Annotated in this window: 15 protein-coding genes; 14 read left to right on the forward strand and 1 reads right to left on the reverse strand. The window is 31.0% G+C overall.

Annotated elements, in window-relative coordinates:
- The first annotated feature begins 87 nt into the window (after nt 1-87).
- The 11 genes from FH779_RS06345 to FH779_RS06395 all read left to right on the forward strand — a co-directional run bounded on the left by FH779_RS06345 (nt 88) and on the right by FH779_RS06395 (nt 12,228).
- A complete protein-coding gene (locus FH779_RS06345) occupies nt 88-2,580 on the forward strand; it encodes an ATP-dependent Clp protease ATP-binding subunit (protein WP_180906420.1) in 2,493 nt (830 codons plus the stop codon).
- Between the two features lie 19 nt (nt 2,581-2,599).
- Nucleotides 2,600-3,448: a lytic transglycosylase domain-containing protein gene (locus FH779_RS06350; protein ID WP_180906421.1), complete on the forward strand. Its 849-nt coding sequence runs from the start codon at nt 2,600-2,602 to the stop codon at nt 3,446-3,448.
- A gap of 54 nt (nt 3,449-3,502) precedes the next feature.
- Entirely contained in the window at nt 3,503-3,943 is a 441-nt protein-coding gene (locus FH779_RS06355) for a GPW/gp25 family protein (protein WP_180906422.1), read from the forward strand.
- 11 nt (nt 3,944-3,954) lie between these two features.
- A complete protein-coding gene (locus tag FH779_RS06360; RefSeq protein ID WP_180906423.1) occupies nt 3,955-5,808 on the forward strand; it encodes a type VI secretion system baseplate subunit TssF in 1,854 nt (617 codons plus the stop codon).
- A 6-nt stretch (nt 5,809-5,814) separates the two neighbouring features.
- A complete protein-coding gene (locus tag FH779_RS06365) occupies nt 5,815-6,771 on the forward strand; it encodes a hypothetical protein (RefSeq protein ID WP_244958033.1) in 957 nt (318 codons plus the stop codon).
- Between the two features lie 55 nt (nt 6,772-6,826).
- Nucleotides 6,827-7,726, forward strand: a complete 900-nt coding sequence (locus FH779_RS06370) for a TssN family type VI secretion system protein (protein ID WP_244958034.1) — start codon at nt 6,827-6,829, stop codon at nt 7,724-7,726.
- Nucleotides 7,723-8,871: a hypothetical protein gene (locus FH779_RS06375; RefSeq protein WP_180906424.1), complete on the forward strand. Its 1,149-nt coding sequence runs from the start codon at nt 7,723-7,725 to the stop codon at nt 8,869-8,871. Before FH779_RS06370 ends, FH779_RS06375 begins: the two co-directional genes overlap by 4 nt.
- Nucleotides 8,872-8,885: 14 nt before the next feature.
- Nucleotides 8,886-9,452, forward strand: coding sequence for a type VI secretion system contractile sheath small subunit (locus tag FH779_RS06380; protein ID WP_244958035.1), 567 nt, complete (start codon nt 8,886-8,888; stop codon nt 9,450-9,452).
- A 23-nt stretch (nt 9,453-9,475) separates the two neighbouring features.
- Entirely contained in the window at nt 9,476-10,843 is a 1,368-nt protein-coding gene (locus tag FH779_RS06385) for a DUF5458 family protein (RefSeq protein ID WP_180906425.1), read from the forward strand.
- A gap of 66 nt (nt 10,844-10,909) precedes the next feature.
- Nucleotides 10,910-11,365, forward strand: a complete 456-nt coding sequence (locus FH779_RS06390; RefSeq protein ID WP_180906426.1) for a hypothetical protein — start codon at nt 10,910-10,912, stop codon at nt 11,363-11,365.
- 89 nt (nt 11,366-11,454) lie between these two features.
- Nucleotides 11,455-12,228 (forward strand): glucose 1-dehydrogenase, encoded by a 774-nt coding sequence (locus tag FH779_RS06395; protein ID WP_180906427.1) that lies wholly within the window; start codon nt 11,455-11,457, stop codon nt 12,226-12,228.
- Nucleotides 12,229-12,298: 70 nt separating this feature from the next.
- Here FH779_RS06395 and FH779_RS06400 read toward each other — a convergent pair whose 3' ends face one another.
- A complete protein-coding gene (locus FH779_RS06400) occupies nt 12,299-13,738 on the reverse strand; it encodes an FAD-dependent oxidoreductase (RefSeq protein WP_180906428.1) in 1,440 nt (479 codons plus the stop codon).
- Nucleotides 13,739-13,991: 253 nt separating this feature from the next.
- Between FH779_RS06400 and FH779_RS06405 the strand changes: the two genes are divergently transcribed.
- From FH779_RS06405 to bioD, 3 genes are read left to right on the forward strand one after another with little or no spacing between them, the layout of a single operon-like run.
- Entirely contained in the window at nt 13,992-14,609 is a 618-nt protein-coding gene (locus FH779_RS06405) for a hypothetical protein (RefSeq protein WP_180906429.1), read from the forward strand.
- Entirely contained in the window at nt 14,593-15,696 is a 1,104-nt protein-coding gene (locus FH779_RS06410; protein ID WP_180906430.1) for an aminotransferase class I/II-fold pyridoxal phosphate-dependent enzyme, read from the forward strand. Before FH779_RS06405 ends, FH779_RS06410 begins: the two co-directional genes overlap by 17 nt.
- Nucleotides 15,689-16,312 carry a dethiobiotin synthase gene (gene bioD / locus FH779_RS06415; protein ID WP_180906431.1) on the forward strand — a complete coding sequence of 208 codons (624 nt, stop codon included), beginning with the start codon at nt 15,689-15,691 and terminating at the stop codon, nt 16,310-16,312. Before FH779_RS06410 ends, bioD begins: the two co-directional genes overlap by 8 nt.
- The last annotated feature ends 6 nt before the right edge of the window (nt 16,313-16,318 follow it).

The following is a 16,318-nucleotide window of genomic DNA, read 5'->3' on the forward strand; positions in this document are numbered from 1 at the left end:
AAAAATTATAGCTTTGGACTAACATTATAAAATATAGTTTTTCTTAAACAGATTTTGTAATACTTTCTACTAACCTAAATATACTATATGAGTGTTTTAATAAGTAATGATACTATTAAACAGATTTTTCATATTGCGCAATCTATCGCAAGAGAAAATTACAATTCTACCTATGGTGCATCGCATTTGCTAATGGCATTAATGCACAAGGATATAGGACTTCGTGAGTTTTTACAATCAATAGATAAAGATCCAAATTATATTTATGATTGGGCAGATGTTCGTGTGGAAGAATATCTAAAAACAGCACATTTACCAAGTGAAGCTCTTCCAGATGATCAAATTGATCAAATTCTTGAAGAAGCAGATGAGATTCGTGTAAAACTAGGTTTAGACGAAATATCTCCTATTTGTTTATTAGCGAGTATTACAAAAGCAAATGTAGCTTACACAACACAAGAGCTGAAATCTTTACCACTTCGCGAACATGAAATAATCAACCTTTTCAGAAATGATGATGGTAAAGTAATTTCTGTAGAAGAACAACTTTTAGGAAATCCTACTAAAAATAATTCAAGTTTTCCTTCAATTAATAGCTATTGTATTGATAAAACGCAAGAAGCGAAAGATGGTAAATTAGATAATATTGTTGGGCGTGATAAAGAGTTAAGAAATTTAGTCGAGATTCTTTGTCGTCGTACAAAACCTAATGTTATTATAGTTGGAGAACCAGGTGTAGGAAAAACAGCTTTGATAGAAGGTTTCGCGAACGAAATTAATAATGCTAATGTACCAGAAATGTTGCAAGAAGCAACATTATTAGAATTAGATACAGGTTCTTTACTTGCAGGAACAACATATAAAGGAGAAATAGAAGACCGATTGAAAAAGGTAATCAATGAATGTAAACAAATGAATAAAGCTATTTTATTTATTGATGAGATTCATTCACTTCTTGATCCTAAAGGAACTGCTGGTAATGTTGCAAATCTGTTAAAACCAGAATTAGCACGTGGAGAAATTACTGTAATTGGCGCAACAACACAAGAAGAATACCGCAAAATTATCGAGCCAGAACGAGCTTTTGATCGTCGTTTTGAGGTTTTAGTTGTTGAAGAACCGGACGATGCAACTTGTGTCAAAATGATTGAAGTTGTTTTAGATGGTTATACAAAACATCATAATATTGAAGTTGAGAAAACTGCTTTACCAGAGTGTATTCGTTTAGCAAAACGTTATGCGAAAGGTAAAAAGTTACCAGATTCAGCTATCGATTTATTGGATAGAACAATGGCTTCTATCAAAATGTTAGATGAATTATCTGAAAAAGAATTAGCAGATTGGAAGTCAAATTATGAAACCTTAAAAGAAGATTTATCAAATGATGAATTTAAGGTGGATGAATTAATTTGGCAATATAATTTATTGAAGAATAAATTAAGTCCAATTTTATGGGGGTCACTCGTAGAACAACATGTTTTGGATGATAAAATGAGCATCGAAGAAGTCGAAAAAATTATTGATTCTACTTTTGATGAACTTATAAAACATGTTGCTGTAAAAAGAGAAAAAGTTGGTAAAATGGAAATGGCAGCTGTAATGGCAGCTAAAACTAACATTCCTATTGGTAAAATTCAATCGCAAGAGAAAGAAAAATTACTAAATATGGAAGAATTACTAACGAATCGTGTGGTTGGGCAAGATCATGCTTTAAAAATTCTTTCAGATGCAATTATCGAAAACCGAAGTGGTTTAAACAAACCAGGACAACCAATTGGTTCATTCTTTTTATTAGGTCCAACAGGAACAGGAAAAACAGAATTGGCTAAATCTATTGCAGAATTGTTATTTAATGACGAAAAAGCAATGATTCGTTTTGATATGTCAGAGTTTAAAGAAGAACATTCGGCAGCATTATTATATGGAGCACCTCCGGGATATGTTGGTTATGAAGAAGGAGGGATGCTGGTGAACAAGATTCGTCAACAGCCTTATTCGGTTGTGTTATTTGATGAGATTGAAAAAGCACATACTTCTGTTTTTGATGTTTTCTTACAAATTATGGACGAAGGTAAAGTGCATGATAAATTAGGAAAAGAAGGGGATTTTAGTAATTCATTGATTCTTTTTACTTCTAATATTGGAAGTGAAGAAATCGTGAAATATTTCGAAAGAAAAGAAATTCCAGCTTCTTCTAATTTGATGAAAATTATGACTGATTCAGGGCGTTTTAGACCAGAATTCTTGGCTCGTATTACAGAAATTATTCCATTCGCTCCGATTAATGAAGAAATGGCGGAGAAAATATTTTCTATTCAATTAAAATCATTAATCAATTCTTTAACTCGAATGAATATTGGTTTAGAAATTTCGAAAGAAGCCATCAAACATCTTGCTACAACAGGTTTTAGTAGTAAATACGGTGCTCGACAAATATCTGGGGTTATTAGAACGCAAATTGCGCGACCAATTTCTAAAATGATCGTTCGTGAAGAAGTAAAAGCTGGTCAAACGATTCAGATTGATATTAATAAAAAAACACAAGAGCTTAAATGGAAGACAATCGAGTCTAAGAAATAATACAAACTCTCTACCAACCATGATAAAATACGCCATAATATTAGCATTTTTTAGCATACCATGTTCACTTTCTGCACAAACTTTAGGTGCAACAGATACGTCTGAGAAAAGTGTTAATCGCTATAAAAGTGTGATACAAAACAATAAAGATATTGTTGACTTTATAGAGTATTCTCTTGTAGAAAGAGGACTTCCTCGTCATCTAAAGAATTTAGCATTTATCGAATCTAGCTTTGATTCAGGAACAGTTTCTTCCGCAGGAGCTTCTGGGATTTGGCAATTTATGACTGCTCATGCAAGCGAATACGGATTAACAGAACGCGATAGAAATGATATTTATAAAAGTACAAAAGCTGCAATGAGCTCGTTAAAGAATTTGTACAATAAATACGGAAATTGGGTGACGGTTGTTGCTGCTTACAATTGTGGAGAAGGTAATATTCAGAAAGCAATGGATAGAGCAGGTTCTAAACGATACACAGATTTTTATCAATATTTACCAGCAGAAACAATCAATCATGTTCAGAAGTATTTGAATGCAAGTTATGCAAGCGGACATTTGGATGATGTTTTGAATGATTATAATGGTTTAAAAGCAAATACGCCTGAAGTTGTTTATCAAAAATTTGTTCCAAAAGAAATTGATACGAGTATTTCGACAACCCAAATCAATTCTGCTTATAATCTTGATGTGATTGCGAAATTCTTAAAAATAAAGCCGAATGATTTATTAATTTGGAATAAAAATTTAAACAAAGAATTAAGTGATACAGGCGAAGGAATTTTATCATTACCGAATGAATTAATGACCATTTTTTCGTTAAATCAAGATGAAATTTTAAGTCAATCGTTAAAAGTCATGAACTAATTTTTGTCGAATCAAAAAAATATATTAATTTAAGAGAATCAATCTATTACCTAAATGGAAAACTCTAACTACAAACTACCTTTTAGACCATTGAACCTGATGGCAAGCAACGGACAAGTGGAAACTTGTGACGTTTTCGAAAGCATTGCGCAAAATATCATGCTGCTTATAAAGACTAAAAAAGGTGAAAATAGATACGATGAAGAGTACGGAAATGACGTTTGGGATGTAGAATTCGATAACGGAATAAGTACAACGATTTGGGAAACTATTTTTATAAAAAGTTTGATAAGGCAAATTAATGATTATGAGCCGAGGCTACAAAATCCGAAAGTACAAGCTCATATTACTTATGTAGAACATAGTTACGAAACCAAAGGTTATACAGAAGTAAAGAAAAAAGTTAAAATTGGAATTAACTCCAGGTTAGAATCCACAGGCGAAAATTTCAATTTTACAACAGAACTTTATTTGAGTCCAATGTCTATTGATTAACAGAATAAATAATGAACCTAAACCAACAAATATATTCTAAAGAATCAATAAAAGCGAGGATGTTGCAAAATGCAACAAAACTATGGGGTGTAAAAAATATACAAGCTTTAGACCCTTTGGTTAAACTTTTAATTGATGCTTTTAGTACAGAAGTTTTCAAAGCGAATAACGAAATACAAAATGTTAATGGACGTATTTTAGAGAAATTGGCGCGTCTATTAACGCCAACAAAATATACGCATCCAAATCCTGCACATGCGATCGCTTTTTGTATTGCTGAGGAAGATAAAGAATTGTTATTAGAACATTCGGAGTTTTTTTTCAAAAAACATCTTAATTCTTTCCGTAAAGTTCAATCCGATCAACAAATCGAAATTCCATTTACACCAATTGATAATGTAGAAATTATCAATGCACAAACGGTTTTGATGGTTGCTGGAAACACAGTTTATGAGATTGATGAGCAATTGAATAAATTACCAGTTAGTAGAATTTCGAATTCAATAGAGAATTATAGAAAAATCAAAATAGGATTAGACTTTTCTAATTTTTCATCTGAAATTTTTCCAGAAAGTCTCAATTTTTATTGCTCAAATCCAACTTTCGAACATATAGATTTTGTGTATCGCTTGTTGCCGCATATTAAAATTACGTGTAACGAAAATGAACTAAATATTACTTCAGGAAAAAATTATCCTAAAATTGAAGAAATTCAAGGATATGAAGGATTGTTTCGAGATCAATCAATCTTATTCAAATTGAAGGAAGATATTAAAAATATTTATTCAGATAAATTTATTGAAGTTGATGGATTTAATCCTAAAGTTGCTGACAACTTTTCGAATTGGCCAGAAGAATTATATGATCAAATTCAATTAATTCAACAGTATAAGGATAGAAATTTAGTTTGGTTGACGGTAGAATTTCCGCCACAATATGATCAAGATATTTTAGAGAATTTTTCATTTGTTTTGAATGCATTTCCAATTTATAATCGAGGATGGAAAAAGACAGAATATAATTTGGACATAATGGGAAACAATATTCCTTTAGAAACAGCTGATAACGAATATTTTCTTTATGTAGATGAGGTAATAGATGAATTAGGGAAAAAATATACAGAAATTCCTTTTATGCCTACAAACGATTTGGAACGTGGTTTATATACAGTTCGTAGAGGAGGAATGGAGCGTTTTAACGCACGAAATGCAGTTGATTTATTATCAAATGTAATGGAATTATTGCGTGATGAAGTTGCTGCTTTTTCGGTTTACAATCGTGATAATGTAAAAGATGTTTTAGGCGAAATATCTATAAAAGTGAAAGGTTTGATGATAAAAACCGATCAAGTAAATAGACAGCTAAAAGACGATGTGAATTATGTGATTATAGAACCTGTAGAAAATTCGGGGCATACATATGCTACTTTTTGGATGACAAATTGTTCTATGGCGAATAGTTTGCGTCCTGGAACTGAATTAAGTTCACAAAAAAATCAACAGAAAATCTATTTATTAACCGAAACAATAGGAGGTTTAGAGGAACAAAAACGTTCGGATACAATTTTGGCTTATAAATATGCTTTGACAACTCGCGATAAAATTATATCGAAAGAAGATGTTAAGAATTATTGTAAAATGGAGTTGCGCGATGAAGTTAAAAAGATTAGCGTAAAACGTGGAACAATGATTAGTGATCGACCAAAAGAAGGCTTTATTAGAACAGTAGATGTTGAAATTATTCCAATTAATTATGCGTTTTATGGACAAAAATATTGGGACAATGTCGCAGATGTTTTGAAGAATAATATTAAGCTAAAAGCAATTGATGGAGTTGAATATCGTGTTAATATTAATGAAAATTAAGATGATATGATGGAAGTTGAAGAGCAGATATTATACAACATATCGGATAAAAATTACAACAAATTACAAACTGATTTTAAAGCAGAAGCTGTTGCGGTAAATCTTTTGAGGTATTACAAATCTAATGCTTCAGTATTTTTGAAACGAGTCGGAATTAATGAGCGTCCTTACCTTAAAGATATCAAAAGCATTACGTCTTCTTATTATGGATTTGATGAGGAAAGTATTTTAATTGAATCGTATCGCGAAAGTATATACGATTATTTGCCAGAAGGGCTTTTTCATCCGGCATCTTTAGGAATTAGTAATCGAAATATTGAAAAAGTTGTTCTTGAGATTAAAAAACAGAAAGAAGTAGAAGAAAATGCACGTAAGTTTTTTCAACCCTTCGAATTAGAATTTTTTAACACAGAAGTTCTTTCTTTAATAAAAGAAACTGAGTTTGATATTGCTGATAAATCTGGAGAAATTGTAAAAATTGTTTCGGAGTTGTGGCCTTTATTAAAACAGGTTGATAGTGAAACAGCAAAGATTTTTTATTATATCCTTCCATTTTTACATGAGGTGAGAGGAAATACAAAATGGATTAGTCATTTTTTGAGCGCATTTAATAATGTTCCTGTTTCAATTAGTTTTCAGCCAAATCAAATCGATGAACAAGACGACGAAGAAAAAAGTACTGTTTTAGGTACCGCAAAATTAGGAATAACATTAATTCCGAACGGAAAACATATGGATGGAGAACGAAACTGGGTAGTAAACATTGGTCCAGTTCCGTACAATAAAATCTATCGTTATGTTTCAGGACATCCTTTTCGTGAATTATTAGAATCTATTTATGATTATTTGATGCCTGTAACCGTTAAGATTTTTGAAAATTTTATTACAGAAAATAACGAGAACTCCTTCGTTTTAGGGGGAAATAAAAATACAAGCCGATTAGGCTATTCAACATTTATATAAAAAAGTGATGTTTATTTTTTTAACAACAACTAATATAGAAATGGAACCAGCTTCTATGAAAACAATTTTTTTTAGGTACTTATTAATGCCATTGATCGTTGCGATTTTGGTTTTTATAATGGGACTTATTAGAAAAGCAAAACCTGCAATCCAAATAAAACATATTATTGTATATGTCTTATTAAGTGGATTATGTTTGGCTTTGCCAGGTTTTTTTGGTTTTTCCGGAAATCTATTCAATCCATTTTGGTACTTAATTTCTCAAATAGTTTACTTGGGATTAGGAATTATTCATGTTAATCTTTTGCACAAATATTTTCGAAAACATATCGATAAAGTTTGGATGAGTATCCTTTTTGAAAGTGTAATGACTTTAACGTGTATTGCATTTGGAGGTTATCTTTTTACAATGATTTTTAAATACATGGGAGATGGATTAGGTAATCCGTATATGGCAGCGACAAGTATATTTACGTTTGTTTTTCCTTTAGCGTTTTACTATTGTTATATTCAATTTATCAGTATTCCTTTTGATATTTATAAAACATGGAGATATGATCCAGATCAAAAACCTTTCAATTTTGATGGAGTAGATTTCGATCGATTGATGGTGTTAAATGTAGAGTTAGGAAAAAATATTGATGATAGTAAAAGATTTTTGATAAAAGCAAAAACTCTTCCTACGGAAATCACTTTTGGAGATTGGTTTTTTAGAGTAGTGGATGATTATAATTTCAAAAATCCAAATACGATTATTGAATTAATAGATCAAAATAAAGAATCTTATTATTGGATATTTTATGTAAAGAAATCATTCTTTAGCAAGCGAAGATATGTTGATTTTGAGCGAGATATTACAACAAACAGAATTACAGAAAACGAAACAATTATTTGTAAACGTGTAATTCGTCATCAAGAAGAAGGAGTTAAAAAACTTAATAATACAAACCTATGATACAGACAATAAAACATTATCCTGTCAATTGGGTAGATGGAATGAAGATTTCTCAACAGCATTTGATTGATCAAGAGAATTTTGTGATTGATAGTCTTAGAGATTCTAATTCGATATTAATCAATAATTTTAATTATGGTTTATTACCAATTTCTGATCAACATGCAGATAAATCTGTTTATGAAATCTTGAATACCGCTACCAACGATGCGCAGTTAATTATAAAACGTTGTTCGGCAGTAACCAAAGCTGGTTATCGAATAGAATTGGTGGATTATAACGTCAACATCCGATCGTTAACGAAAAAAACAGATGGAGTAGAACAGGAAGAGCAAGATGGAGATTATTACATTATTGCATCTGTCAATCTGTTTGAGAAAATACCTTTTGGTGACATTGATCCAGAGGAAATTCCGCCAAGACATCCTCATACTTTGCCAAAATATAAGATAGAATTGGTAAATACAACTATTCTTAATAGTAGTTATTCTGGTGGAGATTATTTGGTTTTAGGAAAAGTAATGATTAAATCAAATATTGCACAAATTGATTCACATTTTATTCCGCCTTGTGTGTCTGTTCAAAGTCATCCAAAATTGGTTGAGCATTATAATTCGTTTGTAATCTCGTTGAGTAATATTCGTCAATTTGCTTTCCGAATTATTCAAAAATCGGCACATAAAAATCAAAATACGGCTTTAGCACAAAATGTAAAAACACTTTGTCAAACTGTAATTAGTACAATTGGTGAAAATTATTTCGAATTTAAGAATATTGTGATGAATCAACCACCAATATTTATGATGAATATTTTTTCAAAATTCGCGCTTCATTTATACAATAATACGCAAATGATGATTCCTGCTGAGTTAGAAGAAATGTTAAATTATAGTTTGGAATGGAGTGAAGTTGCTCCGCATACAATTCTGAATAATTTGACAACAGTTGCTGAAATTAATTATGATCATCATAATTCTGGTGAAGCTTTCATGCAAATCAATCATATGCTAAGAAGTTTGGAAATTGTTTTCGGGAAGTTGAGCGAATTAGATTATATCGGACAACGCAAAGAAAGTATCATTGTAAATGAACAAGAAGTAAAATCGAACATCGATCCTAAAAAAGGATGGAGTGTAATTGATTAAATAAAATCATCATTATGATTCGTAAAATATTTGATTTAAAACAAATCGTTAAAAATTTTATCGATCATTCTATTTTTAAGAAAAATACAGAAAATAAACATAAACAAAACATTAACTTAAAATCAAACACTATGGCAGTATATAATTATGGAGTTGGAGGTAACGAAGTAAAAGTAGATGCTAACGAAGCTATCCAAAATATACAAGAAAACAGAACTTTACTTGTAAGTCAATTAACATCAGACGAACCATTTGTACCAGAAGTAGTAAAAGGTTTAAAAACGATTGAAGATGTATTTCGTCATTTCGAGCCTTCTGTGTCTGTACAACATCAAACAGAAGATGGAACAATTATCGATGAAGAATTTAGATTTCAGAATTTAGGAGATTTTACACCTAAAACATTAACCCAAAAATCTGATTATTTAAAACAATTAAGTATCGAACAAGAGCAATACAATAAGATTTTGAGACAGTTGAAAAACAATAAAATCTTGAAAACTATTGTTGAAAATGAGCAAACGAAAGAAGCTTTAATTGATGTCTTAAAAGAAATTGCTCAAGAATTAGAGAAGAAATAATTTTCTATTAAAATTTTACTATCATGGAAAACAAACCACAACCAATACAAGGACAACAGCAAGAACAAAGTCAAGAACAGCAATTTGCTCAGAAGAAAGGAAATGCGCTTGATGTTTTAAATAAAGTAGGAGGATTTAATTTTGTAGAAACTGTCGTTGACGGAGTTGCAAATATGAATCCGACAAGAAAAGCGCGTAAAGAGATTTTCTTAAATGATCAAAATAAAGAAGAAGAGCGTAAAGATTTATTGAAAAAAATTAATCTTTGGGTTGAATTATTAGAAGATAATAAATCAATCGATCAAATGGCAGATTCTTCTAAAAATAAAGCACTATCAGCAGAAAACAATCTAAAATCAAACTTAAAAAATACATTAGATACTGTTCGCGATTTAGAAACTTCTTACCGTACAATAGCTCAGTTTTATAAAAATACAGAGTTAGATAAAGTTAATAATGTGAGTGTTGTAAATGCAAGTTTAGAGCAATTGCAAGATTTGGATAATCCCTTATTTATTGATGCAATTTCGGAAGAATTTAAACAAAATTATGATCGTTTAGATTTACGCGATAATTACTCAATTTTAGCTTTACCAGGTTATCTAGGATCGAATAAAGTTGTAGAAAAATGGGCAAAAGTTTGTAACGAAAACAAAGTAATGTTGGTTACTGATTTTGCGAATTTAGATAAACCAGATGATGTAGTTGATTTATTTGATTCTGCAAATTTAACAGGAGGAGAGTTGCACAGAAGTAATGTAATTATGACGTGTAATTGGCTTGTAGGACGCGGTAGAGCAGAGGAAGTAGGTGAAGAAGAAAATGTAGATTTGCCACCTTCAACGTCTTTGGTAGGTAAAATTTATAAAACATTGATGTCTCAAGTTGCAGCAGGAAAAAAACATGGAAATATCAACGAAGTTGATGCCGTTAAATTCGATTTGAAGAAAAGTGAAATTTCTCAATTAGAAAAAATGGGATTGGTTCCGATGGTAAACGAATATGGGAAAATCATGGCTTTTTCTGCAAAAACGTTGTTCAACGGAGACAATATTGGTTTACAAACTTATTCTGTCGTTCGTGTTTTTGATTATGTGACGAAAGTATTGTTAGATTTCTTAAATCGACGTGCTTTTGAAAACTGGAATCCTCGTAATGAAGATGATTTGAGAAGACAAATCGTACAGTTCTTAGATGAAATTAAAGGACCAGATAAATTAATCGAAAAGTTCAAAATTGTACGTTTTGAGCAAGATAAAGTAAATAAAGATCGTGTTTGGTTAGATATTCGTATGACACCATATTTTCCAACAAAAAGTTTTGTGATCAAATTAGATGGTCACAAAGGTGATGATGGAAATGAGTGGGAAGCAGAATATCAACAAGAATAATTTTTTACAAGGATTTTTTATAAGGAATTTGCTTTCGAGTAAGTTCCTTTTTTTAACTTAATCAGAATGAAAAATATCAATTATACTATTATTCTTACAATTTTAATTATTCCGATTTTCTTCTATAGCTGTAAAAAAAGTTATGAAAGACCAGACGAATATGAAGTTGATTTATTTAAGAATGAACGAGTATCGAATGATACTGTTCAGATGTTAACGAAAGAAAAATCTTTTGAGCAAGCTGAAATAGTTATTTTTACAAATGAGATTAAACTTTTGGATAGTATGGTAAAACAAGGAAAAACACCTATTTATGTTTATCAACTTACAAACGGAAAAATTGAAAAAGGAATAAAAGATAGTGTGAATTTCCCAATGAATATTCTTTCTACAAGAGCAATTAATAAATCGGAGAAATCAACTAAAATTTATTTAGAGGATTTAAAATCATTCAAATTATTAGTCTCTGATTTTGATATTAAGTATCAAATAATTTTTCGTTCTCCACTTTCAGAGGATTGAGAAATAAATTCTTTTATAAAAAAAACACTAACTTTAGATATTGTCAATTTCTACTATTTATTAGTATTTAATTCAAAAAAAAGAATCATATGGATACATCAAAATTATTTGATTTAACAGGAAAAACTGCTATTGTAACAGGAGGTGGTAATGGTATAGGAAAAGCTTGTTGTGAAATGCTTGCCGCATATGGAGCTAATGTAGTGGTGTCGGATTATAAGATAGAACCTGCAAATAAAGTTGTGGAAGAAATTACATCAAAAGGAGGAAAGGCAATTGCACTGGATTGTGATGTGACAAAAGATGAGGCATTAGTAAATTTGGTTGAAAAGACGCTAGAAGCTTATGGACAAATTAATATTTTAGTAAATAATGTAGGTGGCGGTGGAGCTGGAAGAGAAAGTCCATATGAAATTTCTGTTAATGAGTTTGAACGAGTTTTTCAGATGAATGTTTTTAGTATGTGGCGTTTATGTCAGTTAGTTTCTCCGCATATGAAATCTTCTGGCTACGGAAGTATTATCAATATGTCGTCTATGGCATCTATTAATAAAAGTCCTGCTATTAGTGCTTATGCTTCATCTAAAGCGGCTATTAATCATATGACACGTAATTTGGCTTTTGATTTTGGACCAGAAATTAGAATCAATGCTGTTGGACCAGGTGCTATTCGTACACAGGCTTTACAAACTGTTTTGACTCCTGAAATAGAGAAAACCATGTTAAAACATACACCTTTAGAACGCCTTGGAGAACCAGAAGATATTGCAGGTGCTGTATTGTATTTTGCGGCTCCAGTTTCGGTTTGGGTTAGCGGACAAGTACTGTTTGTAAATGGTGGGGGAGTACAAACATTAGATTAATTTATATTTGTGATGTAATGAAAAAGGAAACATTTTGTACAGAGTTTAAAATGTTTCCTTTTTTAATTATTTAAATACTGGAAGACCATTTAGAACCGAACGTAACGTTTCCTTCCTGAAGCACAATATCTGAATGTAGAAATTTGGCTGCATCTGCTGATTTTTTTACTTTAACGCTACTTCGTTCCATCATTTCTTTTTCGTATTGTTGTAAAACTTCTTCACGCAAATTAATCTGTTTATTTTGAATATTGTTATAAGCTGAAGTAATTTTTTGCGCCAATAACAAAGCATCTAACAAAGCTTGATTTGCACCTTGCCCTTTAAAAGGACTCATAGGATGAGCCGCATCGCCTATTAAAGTAACTGGACCAGCATTTTCTAATAAGTTTGACATTAATAAATCTCGATCATAAACTGGGTATCCAGTGATTTGTTGGGATTCTGTAGCTGTAATAATTTCAGGAATAGGAGAGTGCCAATGCGTTCTTTTAGCGACTTCTATCTTTAACGCCTCTGAACCTTTTTTACTCAAAGCTATCGCTTCATTTTCTAACATTGGAAAACTAAATTGCCACATAACCGAATTTTTGTCATAAGGCATCATATACATCCGTTCTGTTCCATTTGCTGTTTGAAATACCGTTGCACCATCCAACAAATGATTTTCTAAATTTGCTAAAGCATCCAGTTTACAAATGCCTAAAATAACAATACAACCCAAATAACGTAATGGACTATTTTCCTCATTTATAACCAATCGACGAACTGTACTTCGTATGCCATCTGCACCAATAAGTAAATCAGCTTTAAAGTTTTTTTGAATTCCATCAACATCAAACGTTAATTCTATTTTATCATTAACTTTAAAATCGATTAATTGATGATTCCATAAGACTTGATTATCACCACCTAATTGATTCAAAAAAGCTAAGCGTAAAGATTGCCTCGCAATATGAATATTGGTATGTTTATTCTTGTTTTTAGCTTCAATTGCTTCTTTATCTTGCAATTTTCTTATTCCCCATTCGCCAATCACATTTCCTTCTATAGTATGTGCTAAATGCAATGTAGAAACTATTCCTTCCTCTAAAGTTTGGATTCCAAATTTTTTTAATTCTTTACTTGCTTGTTGTAACGTTAGCCCATAACCTTGCGAACGATCGTTGAAAGCTCGATCACGTTCAAAAAGTGTAAAAGGAATTTGACGATGTAAACACGCTAATGCCAATGCAATTCCACCAATTCCAGCTCCGACAATTGCGACATGAGGATATTTTTTTTCGTTAAATGAAGGGCGTTCATTTGTAGTGATCAAACCAGTTCCTGAGCAAATAGTACAGATCTGCATCGAACTTTTTGGTTTATTCGGAGTAATAAAATTTTCATTCTTTTTAGATTGAGCAACAGCTGATTCATAACGCGATAGTTTCCTTTTCGAAACTCCTTGACTTTTTTTTCCAAGTCCATTACAATTCTTGCAGCTTATCCAATTTTCTCGAGTACTCAATTTAAAAGTTTTTGCAAAAATAAGATTTAAGTAGCTATTTAGAAAAATCTAATCGTAAAAGATAGAATTAATAGATGAATAATGAATTTTTCTGTAATAATAGTTTTCATTATTCAACTTTTTTATAGTGATGATTCTAAACTTTTTCAGAGATTCTAAAATGGGTTTAATACGTCCGGACTATCATATATTACAAAAGTGGAGTGTATGTATGATCCGTTTGACTTATAATTTTGGCCAAAAATAAAATCAATTGAAAAATATATTAAATCATATTGTTTTAGAACCAAAATTACATGTAAAGTGGCTTAATACACTTTCGTTTATGGAAAATGCAGGAGCACGAAAAATTTCGGCATGTGAACACAAAACTTTTGTGAATCTTATTCAATTGAAACATGCAGCAGAGGAACATCGTCATGCTTATTATTTGAAAAAGCAAATTATAAAATTGATTCCGGATGCTTGTGTCAATTATGAGCCTATTTATCTTTTAGTACCAAAAGCAACAATGTATTATTTACATCAATTAGATATTCAGGTTTGTCGTTTGTTGAAGAAAGAATTTAATCTTGATGGAGAAGACTTAAAATACGCAGCCTATTTGTTTGTGACTTACGCTATTGAAGTTAGGGCAGATGAATTGTATCCAATATATCAAGATGTTTTGACAGCACATCAACAAAAAGTGATGGTGAAATCAATTATTGTCGAAGAAGAAGGTCATCTTGAAGAAATGATTTCACAATTAAAAGAATTTCATAATGAATGGGAAATTTATGCAAATCAAGTGATACAACTAGAAGAAACGTTGTTTGCACATTGGATTTCTGCAATTGAAAATGAACTGAATAATGTCGAAATTTTTTAATTTATTGCGACTATCTCTATTTGAAAGAGAACAAAAAGGAATTAAAAGAACATTAAAAGTTCGCTCTTCTGGAATTGATTTTTATAGTAATGATTATTTAGGATTAGCTAAAAATGAAATTTTACATCAGCAAATTTTAAATGAGTTTATAGCACAACCAACCTTACTTTATGGTTCTACTGGAGCACGTTTGATTAGTGGGAATTCCGATTATTTAAGTGAAACGGAAGAGCTGATTGCGAAAGAACATAAAGTAGAAGCTGCAATACTTTTTTCATCTGGATATAATGCTAATTTAGCACTCTTTTCCGCACTTTTAACTCGACATGATACTGTTATAGTTGATGAAAATATACATCGTTCAGTGCATGATGGGATTAAATTATCCAACGCAAAAAAATTAAAATTTAAACATAACGATTTAGATCATTTAGAGAAATTATTACAAAGAGTAAAAGAGCGTTGTTTTATCGCGGTAGAAAGTTTGTATTCGATGGATGGTGATTGTGCTCCATTAATTGAACTGGTTGAATTAGCCCATAAATACAATGCTGCATTAGTGGTAGATGAAGCTCATGCTTTTGGTGTTTTTGATTACGGATTGGTTCATCAATTGGGATTACAACACAAAGTATTTGTAACGGTTGTAACCTATGGAAAAGCAATGGGAATGAGCGGTGCTTCTATTTTAGCTAATCAGTTAGTGATTGATTATCTCATTAATTATGCTTCACCTTTTATTTACACCACAGCTATTACTGATTTTCATGTGACAGGTTTACGAAAAGGTTATCAGTTTATCAAAGAAAATAAATCGCTTCAAGAAAGTTTACAACATAATATATCACATTTTAGAAATAGTAATTTAACTAGTTCTTCGAATAAAAATAGTCCAATTCAAATTCTAAAGTTTGAGTCTACAAACCAATTGACCAAAATCAAAAATCAATTAGAAGAGGTTGAAATAAACACTTTTGCGGTATTTCCACCTACAGTAGCAGAAGAGCGCTTACGAATCTGTTTGCATGCTTTTAATACACAAGAAGAAATTAATCAATTAATAGAAAAGATAAAGGAAAATGTCTAAACAATTATTTGTTACAGGAATAGGGACAGGAGTTGGAAAAACAATTGTTTCAGCAATATTAACTGAAGCTTTACAAGCTGATTATTGGAAACCAATACAATCAGGAGATTTAGATTCATCAGATAGTTTGTTGGTTGAATCGTTAACTTCTCCAAAACTGAAGATTCATCAAGAACGTTATGCTTTACAAAAAGCCGCTTCACCACATCAATCTGCAAAAGAAGAAGCAATTGATATCAATTTAAATGATTTTGAAATTCCCAAAACAACCAATTCTCTTATTATTGAAGGAGCGGGCGGATTATTTGTTCCTATTAATGAAGAAGATTTTATGATTGATCTTGTTCAGCAATTTAATCTTCCAACAGTTGTGGTTGCAACGAATTATTTGGGTTGTATTAATCATACATTATTAACGATTGAAATACTGAAATTAAGAAATATCACTATCGAATATTTTGTGTTTAATGGTGAATTTGATGAAGACACTTCTCGTGTTATAAAAAATCATTTGCCTTCGGATATTTCTATCATCATTACACCAAAACTCAATTCAATAAACTCAAGCGAAGTGAGAAATATTGCAGAAACAATTAAGCATCAATTTAATATTTAAAATACA

It is taken from the genome of Empedobacter falsenii (assembly GCF_013488205.1).
Taxonomy (GTDB): domain Bacteria; phylum Bacteroidota; class Bacteroidia; order Flavobacteriales; family Weeksellaceae; genus Empedobacter; species Empedobacter falsenii_C.

What these genes read in the sequence shown, in the direction of transcription:
- FH779_RS06345 (WP_180906420.1), top strand. Translation starts at nt 88, where the DNA reads ATGAGTGTTTTAATAAGTAATGATACTATTAAACAGATTTTTCATATT.
- FH779_RS06350 (WP_180906421.1), top strand. Translation starts at nt 2,600, where the DNA reads ATGATAAAATACGCCATAATATTAGCATTTTTTAGCATACCATGTTCA.
- FH779_RS06355 (WP_180906422.1), top strand. Translation starts at nt 3,503, where the DNA reads ATGGAAAACTCTAACTACAAACTACCTTTTAGACCATTGAACCTGATG.
- FH779_RS06360 (WP_180906423.1), top strand. Translation starts at nt 3,955, where the DNA reads ATGAACCTAAACCAACAAATATATTCTAAAGAATCAATAAAAGCGAGG.
- FH779_RS06365 (WP_244958033.1), top strand. Translation starts at nt 5,815, where the DNA reads ATGATGGAAGTTGAAGAGCAGATATTATACAACATATCGGATAAAAAT.
- FH779_RS06370 (WP_244958034.1), top strand. Translation starts at nt 6,827, where the DNA reads ATGAAAACAATTTTTTTTAGGTACTTATTAATGCCATTGATCGTTGCG.
- FH779_RS06375 (WP_180906424.1), top strand. Translation starts at nt 7,723, where the DNA reads ATGATACAGACAATAAAACATTATCCTGTCAATTGGGTAGATGGAATG.
- FH779_RS06380 (WP_244958035.1), top strand. Translation starts at nt 8,886, where the DNA reads ATGATTCGTAAAATATTTGATTTAAAACAAATCGTTAAAAATTTTATC.
- FH779_RS06385 (WP_180906425.1), top strand. Translation starts at nt 9,476, where the DNA reads ATGGAAAACAAACCACAACCAATACAAGGACAACAGCAAGAACAAAGT.
- FH779_RS06390 (WP_180906426.1), top strand. Translation starts at nt 10,910, where the DNA reads ATGAAAAATATCAATTATACTATTATTCTTACAATTTTAATTATTCCG.
- FH779_RS06395 (WP_180906427.1), top strand. Translation starts at nt 11,455, where the DNA reads ATGGATACATCAAAATTATTTGATTTAACAGGAAAAACTGCTATTGTA.
- FH779_RS06410 (WP_180906430.1), top strand. Translation starts at nt 14,593, where the DNA reads ATGTCGAAATTTTTTAATTTATTGCGACTATCTCTATTTGAAAGAGAA.
- bioD (WP_180906431.1), top strand. Translation starts at nt 15,689, where the DNA reads ATGTCTAAACAATTATTTGTTACAGGAATAGGGACAGGAGTTGGAAAA.